A 16780-nucleotide genomic window follows, 5' to 3' on the forward strand; every position below is an offset into this window, starting at 1 on the left:
CTGCGCCGGTTCCGGGGCTGCCTCGCTCCGGTTCTCCCTGTGCTGCGCTCGTGCGACGTGACGTGGACCGGCTGCTACGGAGGGCCGCCAAAGCGCGACCAGGGCCTGGGCCGCGCAGCCCGGCACTCCGTACGGTCCAGCTTCACTGCTTCGGGCACGCCACCTGCGACGAGCCCGGGCTTCGAGACGTACGTACACCGCTCGGGTGGGGGTGGGCTCCACAACGGGAGCCCACCCCCACCCGACTGTGCTGGGTCGCCGCCCTACTCGCTGGCCTTCGCCGCGGCGTCGATGGCGGCCAGTGAGCGGCGGGCCTGGTTGCGGTCAGTGGTGTACCAGAAGTCCGGCATCGAGGACCGCAGGAAGCTCCCGTACCTGGCCTTGGCCAGCCGGGGGTCAAGGACCGCCACCACGCCACGGTCCCCCGAGGCGCGGACCAGGCGGCCGGCCCCCTGTGCCATCAGGAGCGCCGCGTGCGTCGCCGCGACCGCCATGAAGCCGTTGCCCCCGGCCTCCTCGACCGCCTTCTGGCGGGCGCTCATCAGCGGGTCGTCGGGGCGCGGGAAGGGAATCCGGTCCATCACGACCAACTGGCAGCTCGGCCCCGGCACGTCGACGCCCTGCCAGAGGGAGAGCGTGCCGAACAAGCAGGTCTGCGGGTCGGCGGCGAAGGCGCGGATCAGCTCGCCCAGCGTCTCCTCGCCCTGCAGCAGGATCGGCGTGTCCAACCGGCCGCGCAGTTCCTCGGCCGCGGTCTGCGCTGCCCGCATGGAGGAGAAGAGGCCCAGCGTGCGCCCGCCAGCCGCCTGGACCAGTTCGGTCAGCTCATCGAGCATGTCGGCCCGGCCGGCCTCCCGCCCCGGCTGGGCCAGGTGCTGGGCCACGTAGAGAATGCCCTGCTTGCGGTAGTCGAACGGCGAGCCGACGTCCAGGCCCTTCCAGCGCGGCATGGTCGGGTCGTTCGCGCCGGCCTTCTCCGCCATGCCCTCCGGGGCGAGGCCGAGCGAGGCGCCCACGCCGTTGAAGTCGCCGCCCAGCTTGAGCGTGGCCGAGGTGAGCACCACGGAACGCTCGTTGAAGAGCTTCTCGCGCAGCAGCCCGGAGACGGACATCGGCGCGACCCGCAGCGACGCGCCGAACCTGTCGTGCCGCTCGTACCACACCACGTCGTACTCGGAGCCCTCCACGATGCGCTCCGCGACCGCGTGCACGTTCTCCACCGAGGCCAGGGCCTGTTTGCGGACCGCGTCCTCGTCCTGCATCGACTTGTCGCGGGTGCTGCCGATGGCCGAGATCACCGTGCGGGACGCGTCACGCAGCGCCATCAACGCGTAACCGAGGTCCTCGGGGATCTCTTCCAGACGGCCCGGGAGAGCCAGCTCCATAAGCCGTTCGAAGCTCTCGGCGGCCGTCTGCAGGGCGTCCGCCGCCTTCTCGTTGACGAGCTTCGCGGCCCGCCGGACGGCGCGGTTGACCTGGCCCGGGGTCAGCTCGCCGGTCGCCGCGCCGGTGACACGGGACACCAGCTCGTGTGCCTCGTCGATGATCAACACCTCGTGTCCGGGGAGCACGGGGGCGCCCTCGATGGCGTCGATGGCCAGCAGCGCGTGGTTGGTCACGATGACGTCGGAGAGCTTGGCGCGCTCGCGGGCCGCCTCGGCGAAGCAGTCCGCGCCGTAGGTGCACTTCGACGCGCCCAGGCACTCGCGCGAGGAGACGGAGACCTGGCCCCAGGCGCGGTCCGAGACGCCGGGCGTCATGTCGTCCCGGTCGCCGGTCTCCGTCTCGTCCGCCCAGTCGCGCAGCCGCAGCAGGTCTTTGCCCAGCTTGCTGGTGGCCTGACCGGGAAGCGATGCGGCGGCCTCGAACGGGTCGAAGAGCCCGTCCTCCTCCTCGTGCGGCACGCCCTCGTGCAGCCGGTGCAGGCACAGGTAGTTGGACCGGCCCTTGAGCATGGCGAACTCGGGGCGGCGGCGGAGCAGCGGGTGCAGCGCGTCGACCGTGCGCGGCAGGTCGCGCTCCACGAGCTGGCGCTGGAGCGCGAGGGTCGCGGTGGCGATCACCACGCGCTCGCCGTGGGCGATGGCGGGCACCAGGTAGCCGAGCGACTTCCCCGTCCCCGTCCCCGCCTGAACGAGCAGGTGCGCGTGCTCGCCCTTCGTCTCACCCCCACCGTCGTCCTGGTCGATGAACCGGGTCGCGCCGATGGCCTCGGCGACGGCTTGGGCCATGCTGACCTGCCCGGGGCGCTCCGCGCCGCCGACGGCGGTCACGGCGGCGTGCAGCAGGTCGGTGAGAGACGGTGAAGGCGAAGGAGTCATAGGAAAGCCAGCCTAAGGGGCGCCACTGACAGTGCCGGTCACGAACCGTGCAGCGGGTTGGGCACGAAGCCGTCCACGGCGGCGTGGGGGCGGTGGGGGCGGTCCCGGTAGCCGTCCAGATGCAGCCGGTTGCGGTTCAGGCACAGCCGCTCGATGGACGGGGTGAGCAGGTCGAACATCTCGTACCGCGCCACGAGGTCGGGGAAGCGCCGGTGGTGGCGGAGGATTTCGCGCCGCACGAGCGACCAGAACTGCCGCTCGGGTACGTCGAGTTGGTCCGCGCACAGGGGCGCCAGGTAGCGGAAGACGCCCACGAAGAGGCCGGAGTGGATGAACTGGGTGAGGAATCCGGGCGGCTCGCTGAGCAGCACCCGCCGCACGTCAGCCGGCATGGAGGCGAGTTCCGGGAGCGGCTGGGCGCTGACGTTGATGTCGTCGACGAAGTCCTTGATCGCGAGACGGACCGGTACGTCCCGCTCGTCGAAGACGACGACGGTGTTCTCGCCGTGCGGGGAGAACACCGTTCCGTAGCGGTACAGGAAGCGCAGTAACGGCGGCAGCAGGGCGGCGAACAGGCGGCGCAGCCAGGTGCTCGGGGCGAGCCCGGAGCGCGCGACCAGTTCGGCGGTGAAGGCGCGCCCCCGCGCATCGGTGTGCAACAGCGCGGCCAGGGTGCGTGCGCGCTCCCCCGGGTCGAGCTGGGGCGCCAGCGGTTCGCGCCAGATGCAGCCCAGCAACTCCCGGTACTGGTAGGGCACGCCGGGCAGGCGGTCGTAGAGCGGGTGCTCGACGGTGACGGACGCGGTCTCGCCGAGCAGGATCACCCGGGTCTCGTCGCGCAGAAACGGATCGGCGTCGCGGAGCCCGTGCACCCAGGCGGTGACGGCCGGTGCGGCGAGCGTGCGTTCGGTGGGAAGCCCGCGCCAGACCAGGGTGTTGAGGACGGAGAGCGGGAGCTTGACGGTGCGTGCCTCGGGGCGGGTGACGTTGAGGAAGGTCCGGATGGACTGCTGGGGCAGTCGGCGGGCGTTGTCAGTGGGGAGGGGGATGATGCTCCCGTCGGCGATCTGCGGGGCGAAGAGGGGGGCTACCACCTCGTCCCACTGCCAGGGGTGGACGGGGAGCAGGAGGTAGTCGGCCGGGTTCCGGCCGTGTTCGGTGAGGGTGCGACGGAAGGTGGCGCGTGTGGGGGCGTCGAGTTCCTCGCGGTAGAGCTGGTCGGGGGTGGCGAGTGCGGGCACCCCTCGGTAGTGGGCAAGGCCGCGCCGGACGGCCAGCCAGGGAAGGAGGTGGGCATGACGGGCCTCGGGAGCCCAGTGGGCGGCGTCGGCGGCCGAGAATCCCAGGCGGCCCTTGTTGGCCACGAGCCAGGGATGGCCGGTCTGGTGGCCTTCGAGATCGGCGTAGTCGAGGTCGGCCAGGTCGGCGGCGGTCAGGGCGTCCGTGTCCAGGCGCACGTCTGCGGCGAGGGTGGCGGTGAGCTCGCGGAGCAGGTGCCCGGTGGTGTCTCCGCTGAGGCCGAGCAGTTCGTGGTGGGCGCGGGCGAGGAAGCGCAGCGGGTCGGTACAGGGGGTGACGGAGTCGGGGTCGACGATCCAGTGACCGTACGCGCCGCGGCGGGCGCGGAAGCGATAGGTCACGCCGTCCACCTCCGGGAGGCGGTACGCCACCGGTTCCGCTCCGACAGGGGGCGGAGCGGGGGCCTCGGTGTCGGGCTCGGGGGACAGCACGCCCTCGTAGGCGAACTCGGCGAGCATCTTGGCCAGCATCCGCCGGCCGGCGCGCTGCCAGGCGTCGGCCTGCGGTGAGGCCGCGGGCTGGGCCGGTTCGGGTCGGTCGGGTGGCCCTGCGGCCGAGCGGGGGCGGGGCGGCTGCGCGGACTGCGAATGCGGCTGCGGCTGCGGCTGCGGCTGCGGCTGCGGCTGCGGCTGCGGCTGCGGCTGCGGTGAAGGTCGCACGGTGGGCTCCTCGGTGCCGGAGGTCACAGGAGGTGGCGTAGCGCCCGGTCCCGAACCATCAGGGCCGCGCGCTTGCCGGGGAGGGCCACCTCGGCGCCGAAGCGGAAACCGGCGCCGAGGAAGGCCGCGATGGAGGGGGTGTTACGCAGGTCGGGCTCGGCGATCACGCGGCCACAGTCGGGCCGGTGGTCCAACACGAGGTCGGCGACCGCGCGGAGCAGGGCCGTGCCGATGCCCCGGCCCCGGTCCGCCACGCCGCCGATCAACAGGTGGAGGCCGGTGTCGTGCGGGCGGGCCGGGTAGTGGCGGGCCAGCGGGTCCAGGTCGGCGCGGTAGACCTCCCAGTAACCGATGGGCACACCGTCGAGCACGCCGAGGCAGGGCAGGCTGCGCCCGTCCCCGTCGAGTTGGGCCCGCAGGTGGTGCTCGGTGACGTGCTCGGGCCCGGCGAGCTCCCAGAAGGCGGCCACCGACGGATCGTTCATCCACCGGGTGAGGAGCGGCAGGTCCCGCTGGATGGAGACCGGCAGGAGCGAGAAGACGCCGAAGGGCGTGGTGGCCGGCCCCCAGCGTTCGACGTCGCCGATGAGGCCGGCCGTGGGGGGCGGCGACGGTGCCGAGCGCCGGGCCGGGCCGGAGCGCGCCGCTACCGCGTGGGCGGCCGGCCCGGGGCCGGATGCGTACGCGTGAGGGGCGGCCGGGCCCACCTCTCCCGTCCAGCGACCGTCGACGGGTTGGGGGTACGAGTCGGAGGACGCGGCTCCGGCGGGGGACGGAGTCTCGTGGAGTGCGGTGAGCCAGAGATCGACGGTGTCGTCGCAGGCGTGCTCCGGAGGGGCGGTGCGTTGCGGGGCGGTCGGGCCTTCCCCACCGGGGGCGGGGGCGGCTGCGGGATCGGACGCGCAGGGGGCCGGGGAGGGGGCTGGGGAGGGGGCGGGTCCGCGCCCGCCGCCGGGGCCGGTGGTGGCGTCGGGGTCGGGCGCGGGATCGGTGGGGGTCATGGCGGTTCGCGTTTCGCGGAGTGGTCAGGGGGTGGAGGTGACGACGGGGTTGGCGATGGTGACGTAGACGGACTGCGTGTCCACCGGCCCGACCAGTTCGTCCAGGCCGTGTAGCCGGGTGAGCAGGTTGGCCTTGCAGCGCAGGGTGGGCGCTTCCAGGAGTCGGGCCGGCAGGGAGGAGCGGGACGCGACGGGTTGGCGGCTGGCCTCGCGCAGGAAGCGGCGGAAGGCGGCGAGCAGCAGGGGCTCGTCGCCGAGCCGCTGGGCGCCGAACGCGCCGATGAGGCCGAGCACGTTGTTGACGCCCAGGTAGTAGGCGAAGCGTTCGTCGGCGACGGCGTCGGAGACGAACGTGTCGCTGGCCGCGCCGATGCCGGGCAGCCGGTGGTCGAGTTCCGTACGCCGGGACTCGCGGAAGTAGTAGCCCTGGTTGTCGCGGTAGCGGCCGCCGACGGGCCAGCCGTCGGCGTCGAGGTGGATGAGGGTGTTCTGCTGATGGGCTTCGAGCGCGACGCCGGCCGCCCCGTCCAGCCACAGGAGCGGCCAGACGACGGTGTGCAGGTAACGCAGGAACCACTCCGTCGACACGGCGCCGACGGATCGGCCGGTGCGGGCGGCCAGCCGCGTGACGAGGGAGGCCAGCCGCGAGCGCAGCGCCCGCTGCCCCGGCCACGGGCGGGGCGAGACGAGCCCCGCGAGGCACACCACGTCGTCGTCGATCGCGATGGGGTTGTGCCGGATGATGACGTCCACGCCGGTCACGGGCTCGCCGTCGAGCCCGTCGACGGCGAGCCAGGCGGGGTCGCGGACGATGTCGAAGCCTGGCTTGCCCGGGCAGGCGGCCCGCCACTCCTTGGCCAGGCCGCTCCGTAGCAACCGGTGTACCTCGACGCCGCGCAGCAGTTCCTTGCGGAGGTTCTCGCGGCGGGAGTTGGTGATGCGTAGCCCGAGGGAGAGCTTGAGCATGGCGCGCCCGGCGGGGCGGTAGACGGTGCGCACCGACGACGTGGGGTGCCAGGGTTCGCCGGCCGGGCCGAGGTCGCGTACCAGCCCCGCGTCGGTCAGGGCCCGCACGGCGCTGCGGTGCCGGATCTCGTGCGCCTGCCAGGGGTGCAGCGGCAGGGGGACCATGCCGTCGGGCAGCGTCGGCAGCGCGCCGGCGATCAGGGTGACGAGCCGCTCGGCGGGCACGGTGCGGCCGCGCTCGGTCCAGGCCGAGTCGGCGGCGAGTACGGAGGGGCGCACGGCCAACCAGTGCAGCGGAAACGAACCGCGCAGTTCGGGCGAGTACGCCCGGGCCTCCGCCTCGGAGAGCCCGTCGCGGCTCTTGGGCGTGGGGTGCAACGGGTGGCCGAACAGGAGCGACTGCTCGCCGTTGAGGAAGGCGCCGCTCGTGCCGGGGTCGCCCGGGGCGGCGCGGCGACCGGCGAGGAAGGCGGCGGTGCGCCGCACTGAGTCCGCGACCCGGCCCACGAGTTCGGCGCTGCCCCCGGCCGCGACCTCCGCCGCCCCGTACGCCGCCCCGTCGGCCTCCTCCCCCGGTCCGTACGCCGCCGCGTGCTCGGCGCTGAACGCGTCGGCGAGGGCGGCCGTGGCGTCGGCGACGCCGTCGACGGCGCCGTAGGCGCTGTCCAGCGCGCCGGTCGTGTCGTACGCGCCGGGGGGTGCGCCATCGCCTCCGTACGCGCTGCCCTGCGCGCCCTCGACCGGGTAGACCTCCTCCTCCCCCGGGTCGAGAGCGTCGTCCGGTGCCGCCCCGCGGTGGGCACGGTCGACCTCGCCGGCACCGTCCCCGGGAAGTGCCACCTCCGCCGAGCCCGGCGGCCTCGTGGTCCACGGCGCCGGGCCGCCGGGGAGCGAGCCGGCCTCCGGGCCGGCCCCCGAACCGGTGCCGCCAAGCGGCGCGCCGCCACGCGGCGGAGCGGCACGGCGGGCGGCCCCGTAGGCGGCCTCCCGGCTGAGTAGCGCGGCCAGGGTGGGGGCGTCCACGGCCGGGGCGTCGGTGGGGCCGCCCACCAGGGCGGGGCGGCCGAAGCGGTGCCAGCCGGTCGCCGACCAGTAGGTCACGGGGACGAGGAGGGCGAGGCCGCTGGCCGCGAGCGGAAGCCACAGCACGTCACCCTCGGGCGCCACCGTGTTCGTCTCGCGCACCCAGCACCGCAGCAGGTTCTCGACGGCCGACACGTCGGCCGCGATGTGCGGGTCGGCGTGGTCCAGCGGGTCGGAGGAGAGGGAGACGCGCCCGGCGGAAGTGACCCCGTGGCCACGGCGGGCCTGTTCGGGGACGAACGGGGCGAGAGCGCCCGACAGCGCGTCGGCTCCGGAAACTGGATTCATGCGATGTGCGGCGCGTGACGGGGGCGCTGGGCCCGCGGTATGCGCCTTCCTCCTTCGTCGGCTGGCCGTGCGGGATGCGCCCAGGGCCTGGGCATCGCGGGTGTGCGGGGGCTTGCTCGGCGCACCGTCGCCGTCGGGGCTTCGGCCATCGACCGCCGGGCACCGTTACGGCGACGGCGCGGCAACGGTGCGGAGTGGGGGTCGTGGGCGTGGCGGGGCGTTCGGGGTGGCGCCGGTGCTGGGCGATGGCGGCCTTGGGCGGTGGGCGGGGCGCGCCGTACCTACCAACGACGCGGGCGGCGCCGAATCACGGTTCGGTGGCAGATCCCTGACGTCGCGGAACCGGGGACCCGCGTTCGGCCGTCGTACGCGGCACCGGCATAGTGGGGGGCCGCCCTCCGCCAGGGCGGTACATGACACATACAGATCGCTTGTAGTCGCTTACCGAGCAGCCCGAACATTCCAGGGGGAGTTCCACCCATGCCATCCATGCGTCCATCCAGCTCTCGCCAGCGCGGCAAGCGGCGGCCATCGCGCGCCCGGAACTCCTCGTCCGCGCTGACCGTGGCGGCCCTGACCGCCGTCCTGGCGCTCACCGTCGCCTCCTGTGGCCCCTCGGACGACGAGGGCAGCTCCACCCCGAGTTCGTCCGCCGAGCAGGGGTCGAACGAGCTGGCGCTGCCGAGCGACCTGAACGACAAGCTCAAGGACCTCGGCCTCGACCTGGACAAGTGGAAGGACGGGGCCTGGAAGGACTTCGACAAGGAGTGGCTGCGCGAGGCAGGCGACTTCATCAACCCCATCATCGAGGACCTGTGGGACTCGGACCGGATGAAGGACGCCGAGGAGCCCGACCAGCCGGTTGAGGACGACATCGCCGACGACCAGGGCGTGACCGACCCCGAGCCGCAGCCGGTGGACGCGCAGCAGGTGCAGACCCCGTACAGCGCGAACGCGCCGCAGGCTGGGAAGGTCTTCTTCGACGGTCCCGAGGGCTCGATGGTCTGCTCCGCGACCGTGGTGAAGGACCCGGCGAACCCGGGCAAGTCCAACATGGTGTGGACCGCGGGCCACTGTGTGCACGCGGGCAAGGGCGGCGGCTGGTACCGCAACGTCATGTTCGTGCCCTCGTACAACGACAGCGGCTTGTCGGCGGCGGAGTTGGAGAACGCGCCCAAGGAGCAGATCGCGCCGAAGGGCCTGTGGTGGGCCGAGTGGGCGCAGACCTCCGACCAGTGGATCGAGCGGGGTGCCAAGGTGGGTGGCCAGGGCGCGCCGTACGACTTCGCCGTGCTGAAGGTCAAGCCGGAGGACGGCGGTGGCAAGTCGCTTGAGGAGACCGTCGGCGGTGCGCTGCCGGTCGAGTTCAACGCCCCGCCGGTGAAGTCGATCGCGGACATGACGGCCACCGGCTATCCGGCGGCCCCGCCGTTCGACGGCCAGTCCATGCACCAGTGCACGGACAAGCCGGGCCGGCTCTCGCTGGACACCGCGCAGCCGACGATGTACCGCATCGGCTGCCGGATGACCGCCGGTTCGTCCGGTGGCGGCTGGGTCGCCAAGGGCCAGGACGGCCAGCCGGCCCTGGTGTCCAACACCTCGATAGGCCCGGCCAACGCCACCTGGCTGGCCGGCCCGCACCTGGGCGACGAGGCGAAGGGCGTCTACAACGCGGTGAGCAAGAAGTTCGCCAGCCGGTGAGCGCGACCGCCGGGCACGCACCCCAGGGGTGAGCGCCCGGCGCGGTCGGCTCGGCGCCTGGGTTCACGGCGCCGGGCCGACCCGCGTTTCGGCCCGGCGCGGCCGAGCCGCTGAGTGCCGTACGGATACGACTAAGGGCCCGTTTCCTCCCCCACTGACTCGGGGAGGGAACGGGCCCTCGACGTGCTCTCGGGCTCGCGCTTCGCCGGCCCGGGACGGGCGGCGTGCCGGCCTCACACCGCGACGCTACGGCGCTGCGACTCAGGACACCGACCAGCCGGGACGGTGAAGCGGGTCAGCCGAGGAGGCCGGGGCGGCGCGGGTCAGGCGATGATCGTCGGGTTGCCGACGGAGCCCACGGGCACGTACGGCTGCAGTTCCGCCGCCAGCTCCGCGTGCACCCGGGCCTTGAGCAACGTGCCCTCCGACGTGTGCTCCTCGGAGATCACCTCGCCCTCGGCGTGCGTACGCGAGACCAGACCACCGCGCGTGTACGGCACCAGCACCTCGATCTCGACGCTCGGCCTGGGCAGCTCCGCGTCGATGAGCGCCAGCAGTTCCGCGAGGCCCTGCCCGGAGCGCGCCGACACGGCGATCGCGTGCGGCTCGATCCGCAGCAGCCGTTGCAGCACCACGGGGTCCGCCGCGTCCGCCTTGTTGACCACCACGATCTCCGGCACGTCGACGGCGCCCACGTCGCGGATCACCTCACGCACGGCCGCCAACTGCTCCTCCGGCGCCGGGTGCGAGCCGTCCACCACGTGCAGGATCAGGTCGGAGTCCGCGACCTCCTCCATCGTGGAACGGAACGCCTCGACGAGGTGGTGCGGCAGGTGCCGTACGAATCCCACGGTGTCGGCGAGGGTGTAGAGCCGGCCACTGGGCGTCTCGGCCCGGCGCACCGTCGGGTCAAGGGTGGCGAACAGGGCGTTCTCCACCAGCACCCCGGCGCCGGTGAGGCGGTTGAGCAGCGACGACTTGCCCGCGTTGGTGTAGCCCGCGATGGCGACGGACGGCACCTTGTGGCGCTTGCGCTCCTGCCGCTTGATGTCGCGGCCGGTCTTCATCTCGGCGATCTCCCGGCGCATCTTCGCCATCTTCTCGCGAATGCGACGCCGGTCCGTCTCGATCTTCGTCTCACCGGGACCACGGGTGGCCATACCGCCACCGCCGCCGCCACCCATCTGCCGGGAGAGCGACTGACCCCAACCGCGCAGCCGCGGCAGCATGTACTGCATCTGCGCGAGCGCGACCTGCGCCTTGCCCTCACGCGACTTGGCGTGCTGGGCGAAGATGTCGAGGATCAGCGCCGTACGGTCAACGACCTTGACCTTCACGACGTCTTCGAGGTGGATGAGCTGACCGGGACTGAGTTCACCGTCGCAGACGACGGTGTCCGCGCCCGACTCCAGCACGATGTCCCGCAGCTCCTGGGCCTTGCCGGAGCCGATGTAGGTGGCCGGGTCGGGCTTGGGGCGACGCTGGATGACGCCGTCGAGAACCAACGCACCCGCCGTCTCGGCGAGCGCCGCGAGCTCCGCGAGGGAGTTCTCGGCGTCCGCCATGGTGCCGGAGGTCCAGACGCCGACCAGTACCACGCGCTCCAGTCGAAGCTGCCGGTACTCGACCTCGGTGACGTCTTCCAGCTCGGTGGACAGGCCCGCCACGCGACGCAGGGCGGCCCGCTCGGAGCGGTCGTACTGCTCGCCGTCGCGCTCCTCGTCGATCTCATAGCTCCAGGCAACGTCCTCTTCCATCAGGGCGTCGGCCCGAAGGTTCTCGGGAAGGCGCTGCCGGTCCGAGGAATCCGCGGCGGGGAACGACTGCTGCTGGGAAGGGGTTGTCATTGGTTCCTTACGTCGTGCGAGAACGGTCAGTGTCGATAACGCTCGACCGGCCCGAACGATTCCCGGGCCGCCACCGCGTCGACACATCGATGGTCCCACGCACCGTCGCGAGGGTCACCCGGGTTTTGTCCGCTGTCCCGCTACACGGGGCGGGGCCGCCGGGCCGCACGGGGCGCTGGAGCGAGGCCGGAGCGGGCCGTACGTGGCACTGGAGCGGGGCCCGCGGCTGACCGGTCGGCGCGGGGCTGGCGGCGGCCGCGTCGACGAAACGTTACTTGCGGCCACGGTGCGCGACGCGCCAGCCCGAGCGGGGGCTCGCTCGTGGTCAGTACGGCTAGAGCCCCGCCGCCGCCAGCTCGTGCCCCGCGCGGACGACGTCGTACACGCTCGGCACCTGGCGCATCGCGCGCATCAGCACCGGCAGTCGGCCGGCGTCGGGCAGTTGCAGCGTGTACGTGTGCCGCACCCGCTGCTCGTACGGCGGCTCGACGGCCGCGGAGATGACCTCGGCGCCCTGTGCCGCGATGACCTCGGTGAGGTCGGCGAGCAGGTGGGGCCGGCTGAACGCCTCGGCGCACAGCGTCACGCGGTATCCGACCGGCGCCGCGTCGGCATCGGTCTGCCAGCGCACGGCGACCGGCTGCCGCCCGGCCTCGGTCATCCGCGCCACGGCGGGGCACGGCACCCGGTGCACGGTCACCGCCCGGCCCCGTACCGCGAACCCGGTGACCTCGTCGGGCGGCACCGGCGTACAGCACCCGGCCAACCGCACCGTCACACCAGGCTGGTCCACGACCACACCGACGCTCCGTCGCCTCCCGGGGGGCGTGCCCGGTGGTGCGTCCGCAGCGGCCCGCGCGGGCGAGGCGACCGTCCGCACCGTGGCGTCGGTGTCTGTGTCGGCGTCGATGTCCGTTTCTGTTTCTGTTTCTGTTTCGGCTGGAGCATCGGCCTCGTCGCGGGCGTCGGCGTCGGCTGCCGGGTCGGCCGTTCCTGCCCCGTGGGGTGCCGTGGCGAACCGTTGCGCCTCGGGCGCGGGCCGCGCGGCGGCGGTCTTACGGTCGTCGCCTCGGGTATCCGGTTGGACGGCGCCGGCCCCGGCCTGTTCGAGCGTTACGGGCGCGTCCGCGAGCGGCTTCGTCGCGTGCAGCGGAGTGCCGCTGAGGGAGGGCGCGGGCGTGACAGGCGTGGCGGTGGGAGTGACTGGGGCACGGGAGGTCGTGGTGTCGGTCGCCGCAGCGTGGCGGCCCGGTGGCCCCTCGGCGCCCGGGACGGAGCGGGAACCGCCCCCCGGGGCGGTGCCGTCGCCGGTGACCGAACCCGGTGACTCCTCGGCGCGCGCGGCGGACGGCGGCACGAGGTCGGTGCCGCGCGCCCGTGCCTCGGCGCTGGCCGGCGCGCCGGAGGCGGTGCCTGGTACGCCGTCGGTGCTGCCGGGCGGCGCACCGGGAGCTGGCTGGTCGGCCTGCGCGGCGCGGATGGCCGCTACGCGGCCCGGCGCCCCGGGCTCCGCGCCCCGTGCTCCGTGCGCCATGTCGTCGCTGGCGCTCCGCGCTCCGGGCTCCGTGCCCCGCGCCCCGTGCCCCGTGTCGTCGCTGGCGCCCCGTGCCCCGTGCCCCGTTGCCCCGTCTTTCGCCGTAGCGTGCACCGGAGCGGGCTGGATGTGAGACCGCTGGGCCGCGTCCGTCACGGGGCCGCCGCCCGGCCCGTGGTCCGCCGTGGCCTGCTCCGTGGTCTCGCGACCCGCTACGGCGGGCTCCCCCGCGCCGGGCACCGTGGCGCGCGGGCGGCGCGCGTTCGCCTGCGCGCTGTCCGCGTCCGAAGCGTCGGATACGGGGCCGGCGGCGCCGTGGGCGGGGTGAGGGGCGAGGTCGGGCTCGGTCGCCGGGGCCGGCCCCGTCGGCCGGTCCGACGGGGCGGCGTGGGCGGCGAGCCAGTGCGTGATGGCGATGCGCGCGGCCGGCGTACGCGCGTGGGCGAGCCATTCCGGCGAGGGTCCGGACGACGCGGCGTCGCGCCCCGTCGCCATGAGGAACTGCACGCTGTCCCCGTCGTGCAGCATCGTGCTGAGCGTGACGAGCCGGCCATTGACCCGGGCGCCCACACAGGAGTGCCCCACCGCCCCGTACCGGGCGTACACGGCGTCCACGCAGCTCGCCCCGTCCGGGACGCTGAGGACGGTGCCGTCGGCGGCGAACACGGTGATCTCCCGGTCCTGGGCGAGGTCGTCACGGAGCGAGGACCAGAAGGCGTCCGTGTCCGACACGGCGCGCTGCCAGTCCAGCAGCCGGGACAGCCAGCCCGGCCGCGTCGGGTCCACCCGCTCGCCGTCCACGCCCTCGCCGGGACCGCCGGTCACCCCGGCGCCGCCCGCCCCGTCCGCGGCTTGGACCGCGCCTGGTTCCGCGACCTCCGCCCCGTCCGCCGTGGCGGCGTACGGGTTGCCGAGGGCCACCACCCCCGCCTCGGCGACCTTGTGCATCTGCTGGGTGCGGATGAGCACCTCGATGACCTTGCCGCCCTCGCCCGCGACGGCGGTGTGCAGCGACTGGTAGAGGTTGAACTTCGGTACGGCGATGAAGTCCTTGAACTCCGAGATGACCGGCGTGAAACACGTGTGCAGTTCGCCCAGGACCGCGTAACAGTCGGCGTCCTCCCCGACCAGCACCAGCAGCCGCCCCAGGTCCGCCCCGGACAGTTCGCCGCGTTTGCGGCGCACCCGGTACACGGAGACGATGTGCCGCGGGCGTACGAGCACCTCGGCCGCGATGCCCGCGTCGTTCAGCACCGCGCGGACGGCGCGTGCGGTCTCGGCCAGCGGGTCGGGGCGGGTGGCGTGCTCGGCGATGAGGTCGCGGGTGCCGGCGTACTCGTCCGGGTGCAGGATCGCGAAGACCAGATCCTCCAGTTCGGTCTTGAGTGCCTGCACCCCGAGCCGTTCGGCGAGGGGGATCAGCACGTCGCGGGTGACCTTGGCGATGCGGGCCTGCTTCTCCGGGCGCATGACGCCGAGCGTGCGCATGTTGTGCAGCCGGTCGGCGAGCTTGATCGACATGACGCGCACGTCGTTTCCGGTGGCGACGAGCATCTTGCGAAACGTTTCGGGCTCGGCCGCGGCGCCGTAGTCGACCTTCTCCAGTTTCGTGACGCCGTCGACGAGGTAGCGGACCTCCTCGCCGAACTCCTCCCGCACCTGATCGAGCGTCACCTCGGTGTCCTCGACCGTGTCGTGTAGGAGCGAGGCGGTCAAGGTCGTGGTCTCGGCACCGAGTTCGGCCAGGATGAGGGTCACGGCCAAGGGGTGCGTGATATACGGCTCGCCGCTCTTGCGCATCTGCCCACGGTGCGAGGACTCGGCGAGCTCGTACGCCCGCCGCAGCACGTCCAGGTCGGCCCCGGGGTGGTGGGCACGGTGCGCCTTGGCCACGTGCTCGATGGCGTCCGGCACCCGGCCGCGCGGTGCCGGCCCCAGCAGGGCCGCGCGACCGAATCTGCGGAGGTTGCGTAGGTCGATGAGCGGGCGGCCACGCCTCCGGCCGAACGAACCCTGTTCTGCTGGGTTAGTGGCCTCTGCGCTCATGGGCACCTCCGGCGGCATCGACCGGCGATGGCAGCGACTGCCGGGGCGATCGGGCCCCAGGCCCCGAGTGGGCGCCCGTGCCGGTGCTTGATGCTATCGACCCCATCACGCGCCACCGAACCGCTCTCGTCGAGCGTGAACCAGATCACCCATTCGAGCGAGCAGAATGAGGCGATGTTTCGCCCATGGGTAGCGGCGGGAAGTCTGCGAGGTTGTCCCGACTACGGGGCGACTCGTCCGACACCCCGCCGCTACCGGCCCGGTGACTAGGCGGCGCCGTCCTCGAGGGCGTCCCGCAGCCACCCGGGCTCCAGGGTCCCCTCGCCCACGATCACGGCGGGCCCCGTCATCTCCACGTTGCCGTCCGGCAGCTCGGCGATCGTCAGCCGCCCGCCGGGCACGTCCACGGTGTACGTGACAGGGTGGCCGAGCACCGCGGGGTCCAGGCCGTCGCGGCGGGCGGCGGCCACCATGACGGCGCAGGCACCGGTGCCGCACGACCGGGTCTCCCCCGCGCCCCGCTCGTGCACGCGCATGGCCACGTGGCGCGGGCCGCGCTCCACCACGAACTCGACGTTGACGCCGTCCGGGTACACCGAGGCGGGCCGCACGTCCGGCGCGGTGAACAGGTTGCCGGCGTCGGCGAGGTCGCCGACGAACGCGACGGCGTGCGGATTGCCCATGTTCACGTTGCGCGCCGGCCAACTCAGCCCGCCCACCGAGACGGTGACCTCCGCGTCCGGCCCGTCCGGCAGCAGGGCCCGCCCCATCGCCACCGTGATGCCGCCCTCGGCACCCTCCTGACCGCGCGGGTCGGAGGCGGGTGCGGCCTTGGCGATGTGCGCCCGGCGCACGCCCGCGCGGGTGGCGATGGCCAGGTCCCCCGCGTCGACCAGCCCGGCATGCCGCAGGTAGCGCGCGAAGACCCGCACGCCGTTGCCGCACATCTCGGCGATGCTGCCGTCCCCGTTGCGGTAGTCCATGAACCACTCGGCGTCGGCGGCCATCGACCGCGCCTCGGGGTGCGCGGCCGACCGTACGACGTGCAGCACCCCGTCGCCCCCGATGCCCGCGCGCCGGTCACACAGGCGCGCCACGGCCGCCGCCGACAGCTCCAGCCGGTTGTCCGGGTCGGGGACGATCACGAAGTCGTTCTCGGTCCCGTGCCCCTTGAGGAACGGAAGCCGCTCTGCGGTACTCATCCTTCGATCCTACGGCGCCGCCGACGACGGCGCCGGCGACGCGGATGTCCCGGCGAAGCACGGAGCGGCCACGTAGCGAGCGCGCGGGGCGGCGCCCCGTACCCGGGCACGAGGCGCGGAGCCCGGGGCACGGGGCGCGGAGCACGGAGCGGCGATCTCGCGGCGGCACGGGGCACGGAGCGCGGAGCGGCGGTGCGCGCGGGGACGGGGAGCGGGGTACGGGGCACGGGGCAGCGGGGCCCCACCCGGCGGCCAAGGGGCACGGAGCGGGGGGCGCTCTCGGACCTCACGGTCCTGCGGCGTGGGTCGTACGGGAGGGGAGCGCGGGAGCGAACCGGTGGGGCGGCGGCTAGCGAAGGCGGGCGACGCGCCAGATGGCCAGCGCGGCGAGGAGGGCGACGATGGCGACGTAGGCGATCACATAGCGCCAGTCGGCCTTGCGGCCCGAGCCACGGGGCGGCAGGCCGGGCCAGGTGTAGCCGACGCGGCGGGCGGCCATCAGGCCCCAGCCGGCCGCGCAGCAGCTCAGCAGCAGGCCGAGCATGGAGACCACCGCGCCGCCGTCACCGAACTCGAAGGCGAGCGGGAAGGCGAACATCAGCGAACCGAGGGTGGCGAGCCCGACGATGGGCGCGATCTGCCAGACCCTCAGCCGGCGCGGCGGGCGCAGGTCGCGGAAGGACTCCGGTTCGCCCAGCGGTGCGTCGTCGCCCTGTGCGTCCGGTCCGTCCGGGGTCAGCGCCTCGGACTCCTCCGACGCGAGCGGCTCCGCTTCGTCGCGCGGCGGCGTCTCCGCTGTGTCCCGAGGGCTGGCCTCCATCGCCGTACGCCCT

The 16780-nt window shown here is 73.7% G+C and carries 9 protein-coding genes; 1 reads left to right on the top strand and 8 read right to left on the bottom strand.

From position 1 onward, the window contains the following. Window positions 1-263 precede the first annotated feature (263 nt). The 4 genes from OYE22_RS07065 to OYE22_RS07080 all read right to left on the bottom strand — a co-directional run bounded on the left by OYE22_RS07065 (window position 264) and on the right by OYE22_RS07080 (window position 7617). Window positions 264-2321: an ATP-dependent DNA helicase gene (locus OYE22_RS07065; protein WP_277319608.1), complete on the bottom strand. Its 2058-nt coding sequence runs from the start codon at window positions 2319-2321 to the stop codon at window positions 264-266. A 38-nt stretch (window positions 2322-2359) separates the two neighbouring features. Then, window positions 2360-4090 carry an IucA/IucC family protein gene (locus OYE22_RS07070; protein WP_277324026.1) on the bottom strand — a complete coding sequence of 577 codons (1731 nt, stop codon included), beginning with the start codon at window positions 4088-4090 and terminating at the stop codon, window positions 2360-2362. A gap of 212 nt (window positions 4091-4302) precedes the next feature. Then, window positions 4303-5280 carry a GNAT family N-acetyltransferase gene (locus OYE22_RS07075; RefSeq protein WP_277319609.1) on the bottom strand — a complete coding sequence of 326 codons (978 nt, stop codon included), beginning with the start codon at window positions 5278-5280 and terminating at the stop codon, window positions 4303-4305. A 24-nt stretch (window positions 5281-5304) separates the two neighbouring features. Beyond that, window positions 5305-7617: an IucA/IucC family protein gene (locus OYE22_RS07080; RefSeq protein WP_277319610.1), complete on the bottom strand. Its 2313-nt coding sequence runs from the start codon at window positions 7615-7617 to the stop codon at window positions 5305-5307. Window positions 7618-8106: 489 nt separating this feature from the next. Here OYE22_RS07080 and OYE22_RS07085 point away from each other — a divergent pair, with 489 nt between their 5' ends. Next, complete coding sequence (locus tag OYE22_RS07085) at window positions 8107-9318, top strand: hypothetical protein (protein ID WP_277319611.1); 1212 nt, start codon at window positions 8107-8109, stop codon at window positions 9316-9318. 323 nt (window positions 9319-9641) lie between these two features. Here OYE22_RS07085 and hflX read toward each other — a convergent pair whose 3' ends face one another. From hflX to OYE22_RS07105, 4 genes are all read right to left on the bottom strand, one after another. Further along, window positions 9642-11075: a GTPase HflX gene (hflX, locus tag OYE22_RS07090; RefSeq protein WP_277324027.1), complete on the bottom strand. Its 1434-nt coding sequence runs from the start codon at window positions 11073-11075 to the stop codon at window positions 9642-9644. A gap of 424 nt (window positions 11076-11499) precedes the next feature. Then, the gene (locus tag OYE22_RS07095; protein ID WP_277319612.1) at window positions 11500-14745 is read right to left on the bottom strand and encodes an HD domain-containing protein; all 3246 of its coding nucleotides are present in this window, start codon (window positions 14743-14745) and stop codon (window positions 11500-11502) included. Window positions 14746-15011: 266 nt separating this feature from the next. Beyond that, entirely contained in the window at window positions 15012-15947 is a 936-nt protein-coding gene (gene dapF / locus OYE22_RS07100) for a diaminopimelate epimerase (protein ID WP_277319613.1), read from the bottom strand. A gap of 349 nt (window positions 15948-16296) precedes the next feature. Then, window positions 16297-16767, bottom strand: coding sequence for a hypothetical protein (locus tag OYE22_RS07105; RefSeq protein WP_277319614.1), 471 nt, complete (start codon window positions 16765-16767; stop codon window positions 16297-16299). Window positions 16768-16780: the final 13 nt, after the last annotated feature.

It is taken from the genome of Streptomyces sp. 71268 (assembly GCF_029392895.1).
Taxonomy (GTDB): Bacteria; Actinomycetota; Actinomycetes; order Streptomycetales; family Streptomycetaceae; genus Streptomyces.

Excerpts from the sequence above, each read along its gene's own strand:
- OYE22_RS07065 (WP_277319608.1), bottom strand. The coding sequence starts at position 2,321 with ATGACTCCTTCGCCTTCACCGTCTCTCACCGACCTGCTGCACGCCGCC.
- OYE22_RS07070 (WP_277324026.1), bottom strand. The coding sequence starts at position 4,090 with ATGCTGGCCAAGATGCTCGCCGAGTTCGCCTACGAGGGCGTGCTGTCC.
- OYE22_RS07075 (WP_277319609.1), bottom strand. The coding sequence starts at position 5,280 with ATGACCCCCACCGATCCCGCGCCCGACCCCGACGCCACCACCGGCCCC.
- OYE22_RS07080 (WP_277319610.1), bottom strand. The coding sequence starts at position 7,617 with ATGAATCCAGTTTCCGGAGCCGACGCGCTGTCGGGCGCTCTCGCCCCG.
- OYE22_RS07085 (WP_277319611.1), top strand. The coding sequence starts at position 8,107 with ATGCGTCCATCCAGCTCTCGCCAGCGCGGCAAGCGGCGGCCATCGCGC.
- hflX (WP_277324027.1), bottom strand. The coding sequence starts at position 11,075 with ATGGAAGAGGACGTTGCCTGGAGCTATGAGATCGACGAGGAGCGCGAC.
- OYE22_RS07095 (WP_277319612.1), bottom strand. The coding sequence starts at position 14,745 with ATGAGCGCAGAGGCCACTAACCCAGCAGAACAGGGTTCGTTCGGCCGG.
- dapF (WP_277319613.1), bottom strand. The coding sequence starts at position 15,947 with ATGAGTACCGCAGAGCGGCTTCCGTTCCTCAAGGGGCACGGGACCGAG.
- OYE22_RS07105 (WP_277319614.1), bottom strand. The coding sequence starts at position 16,767 with ATGGAGGCCAGCCCTCGGGACACAGCGGAGACGCCGCCGCGCGACGAA.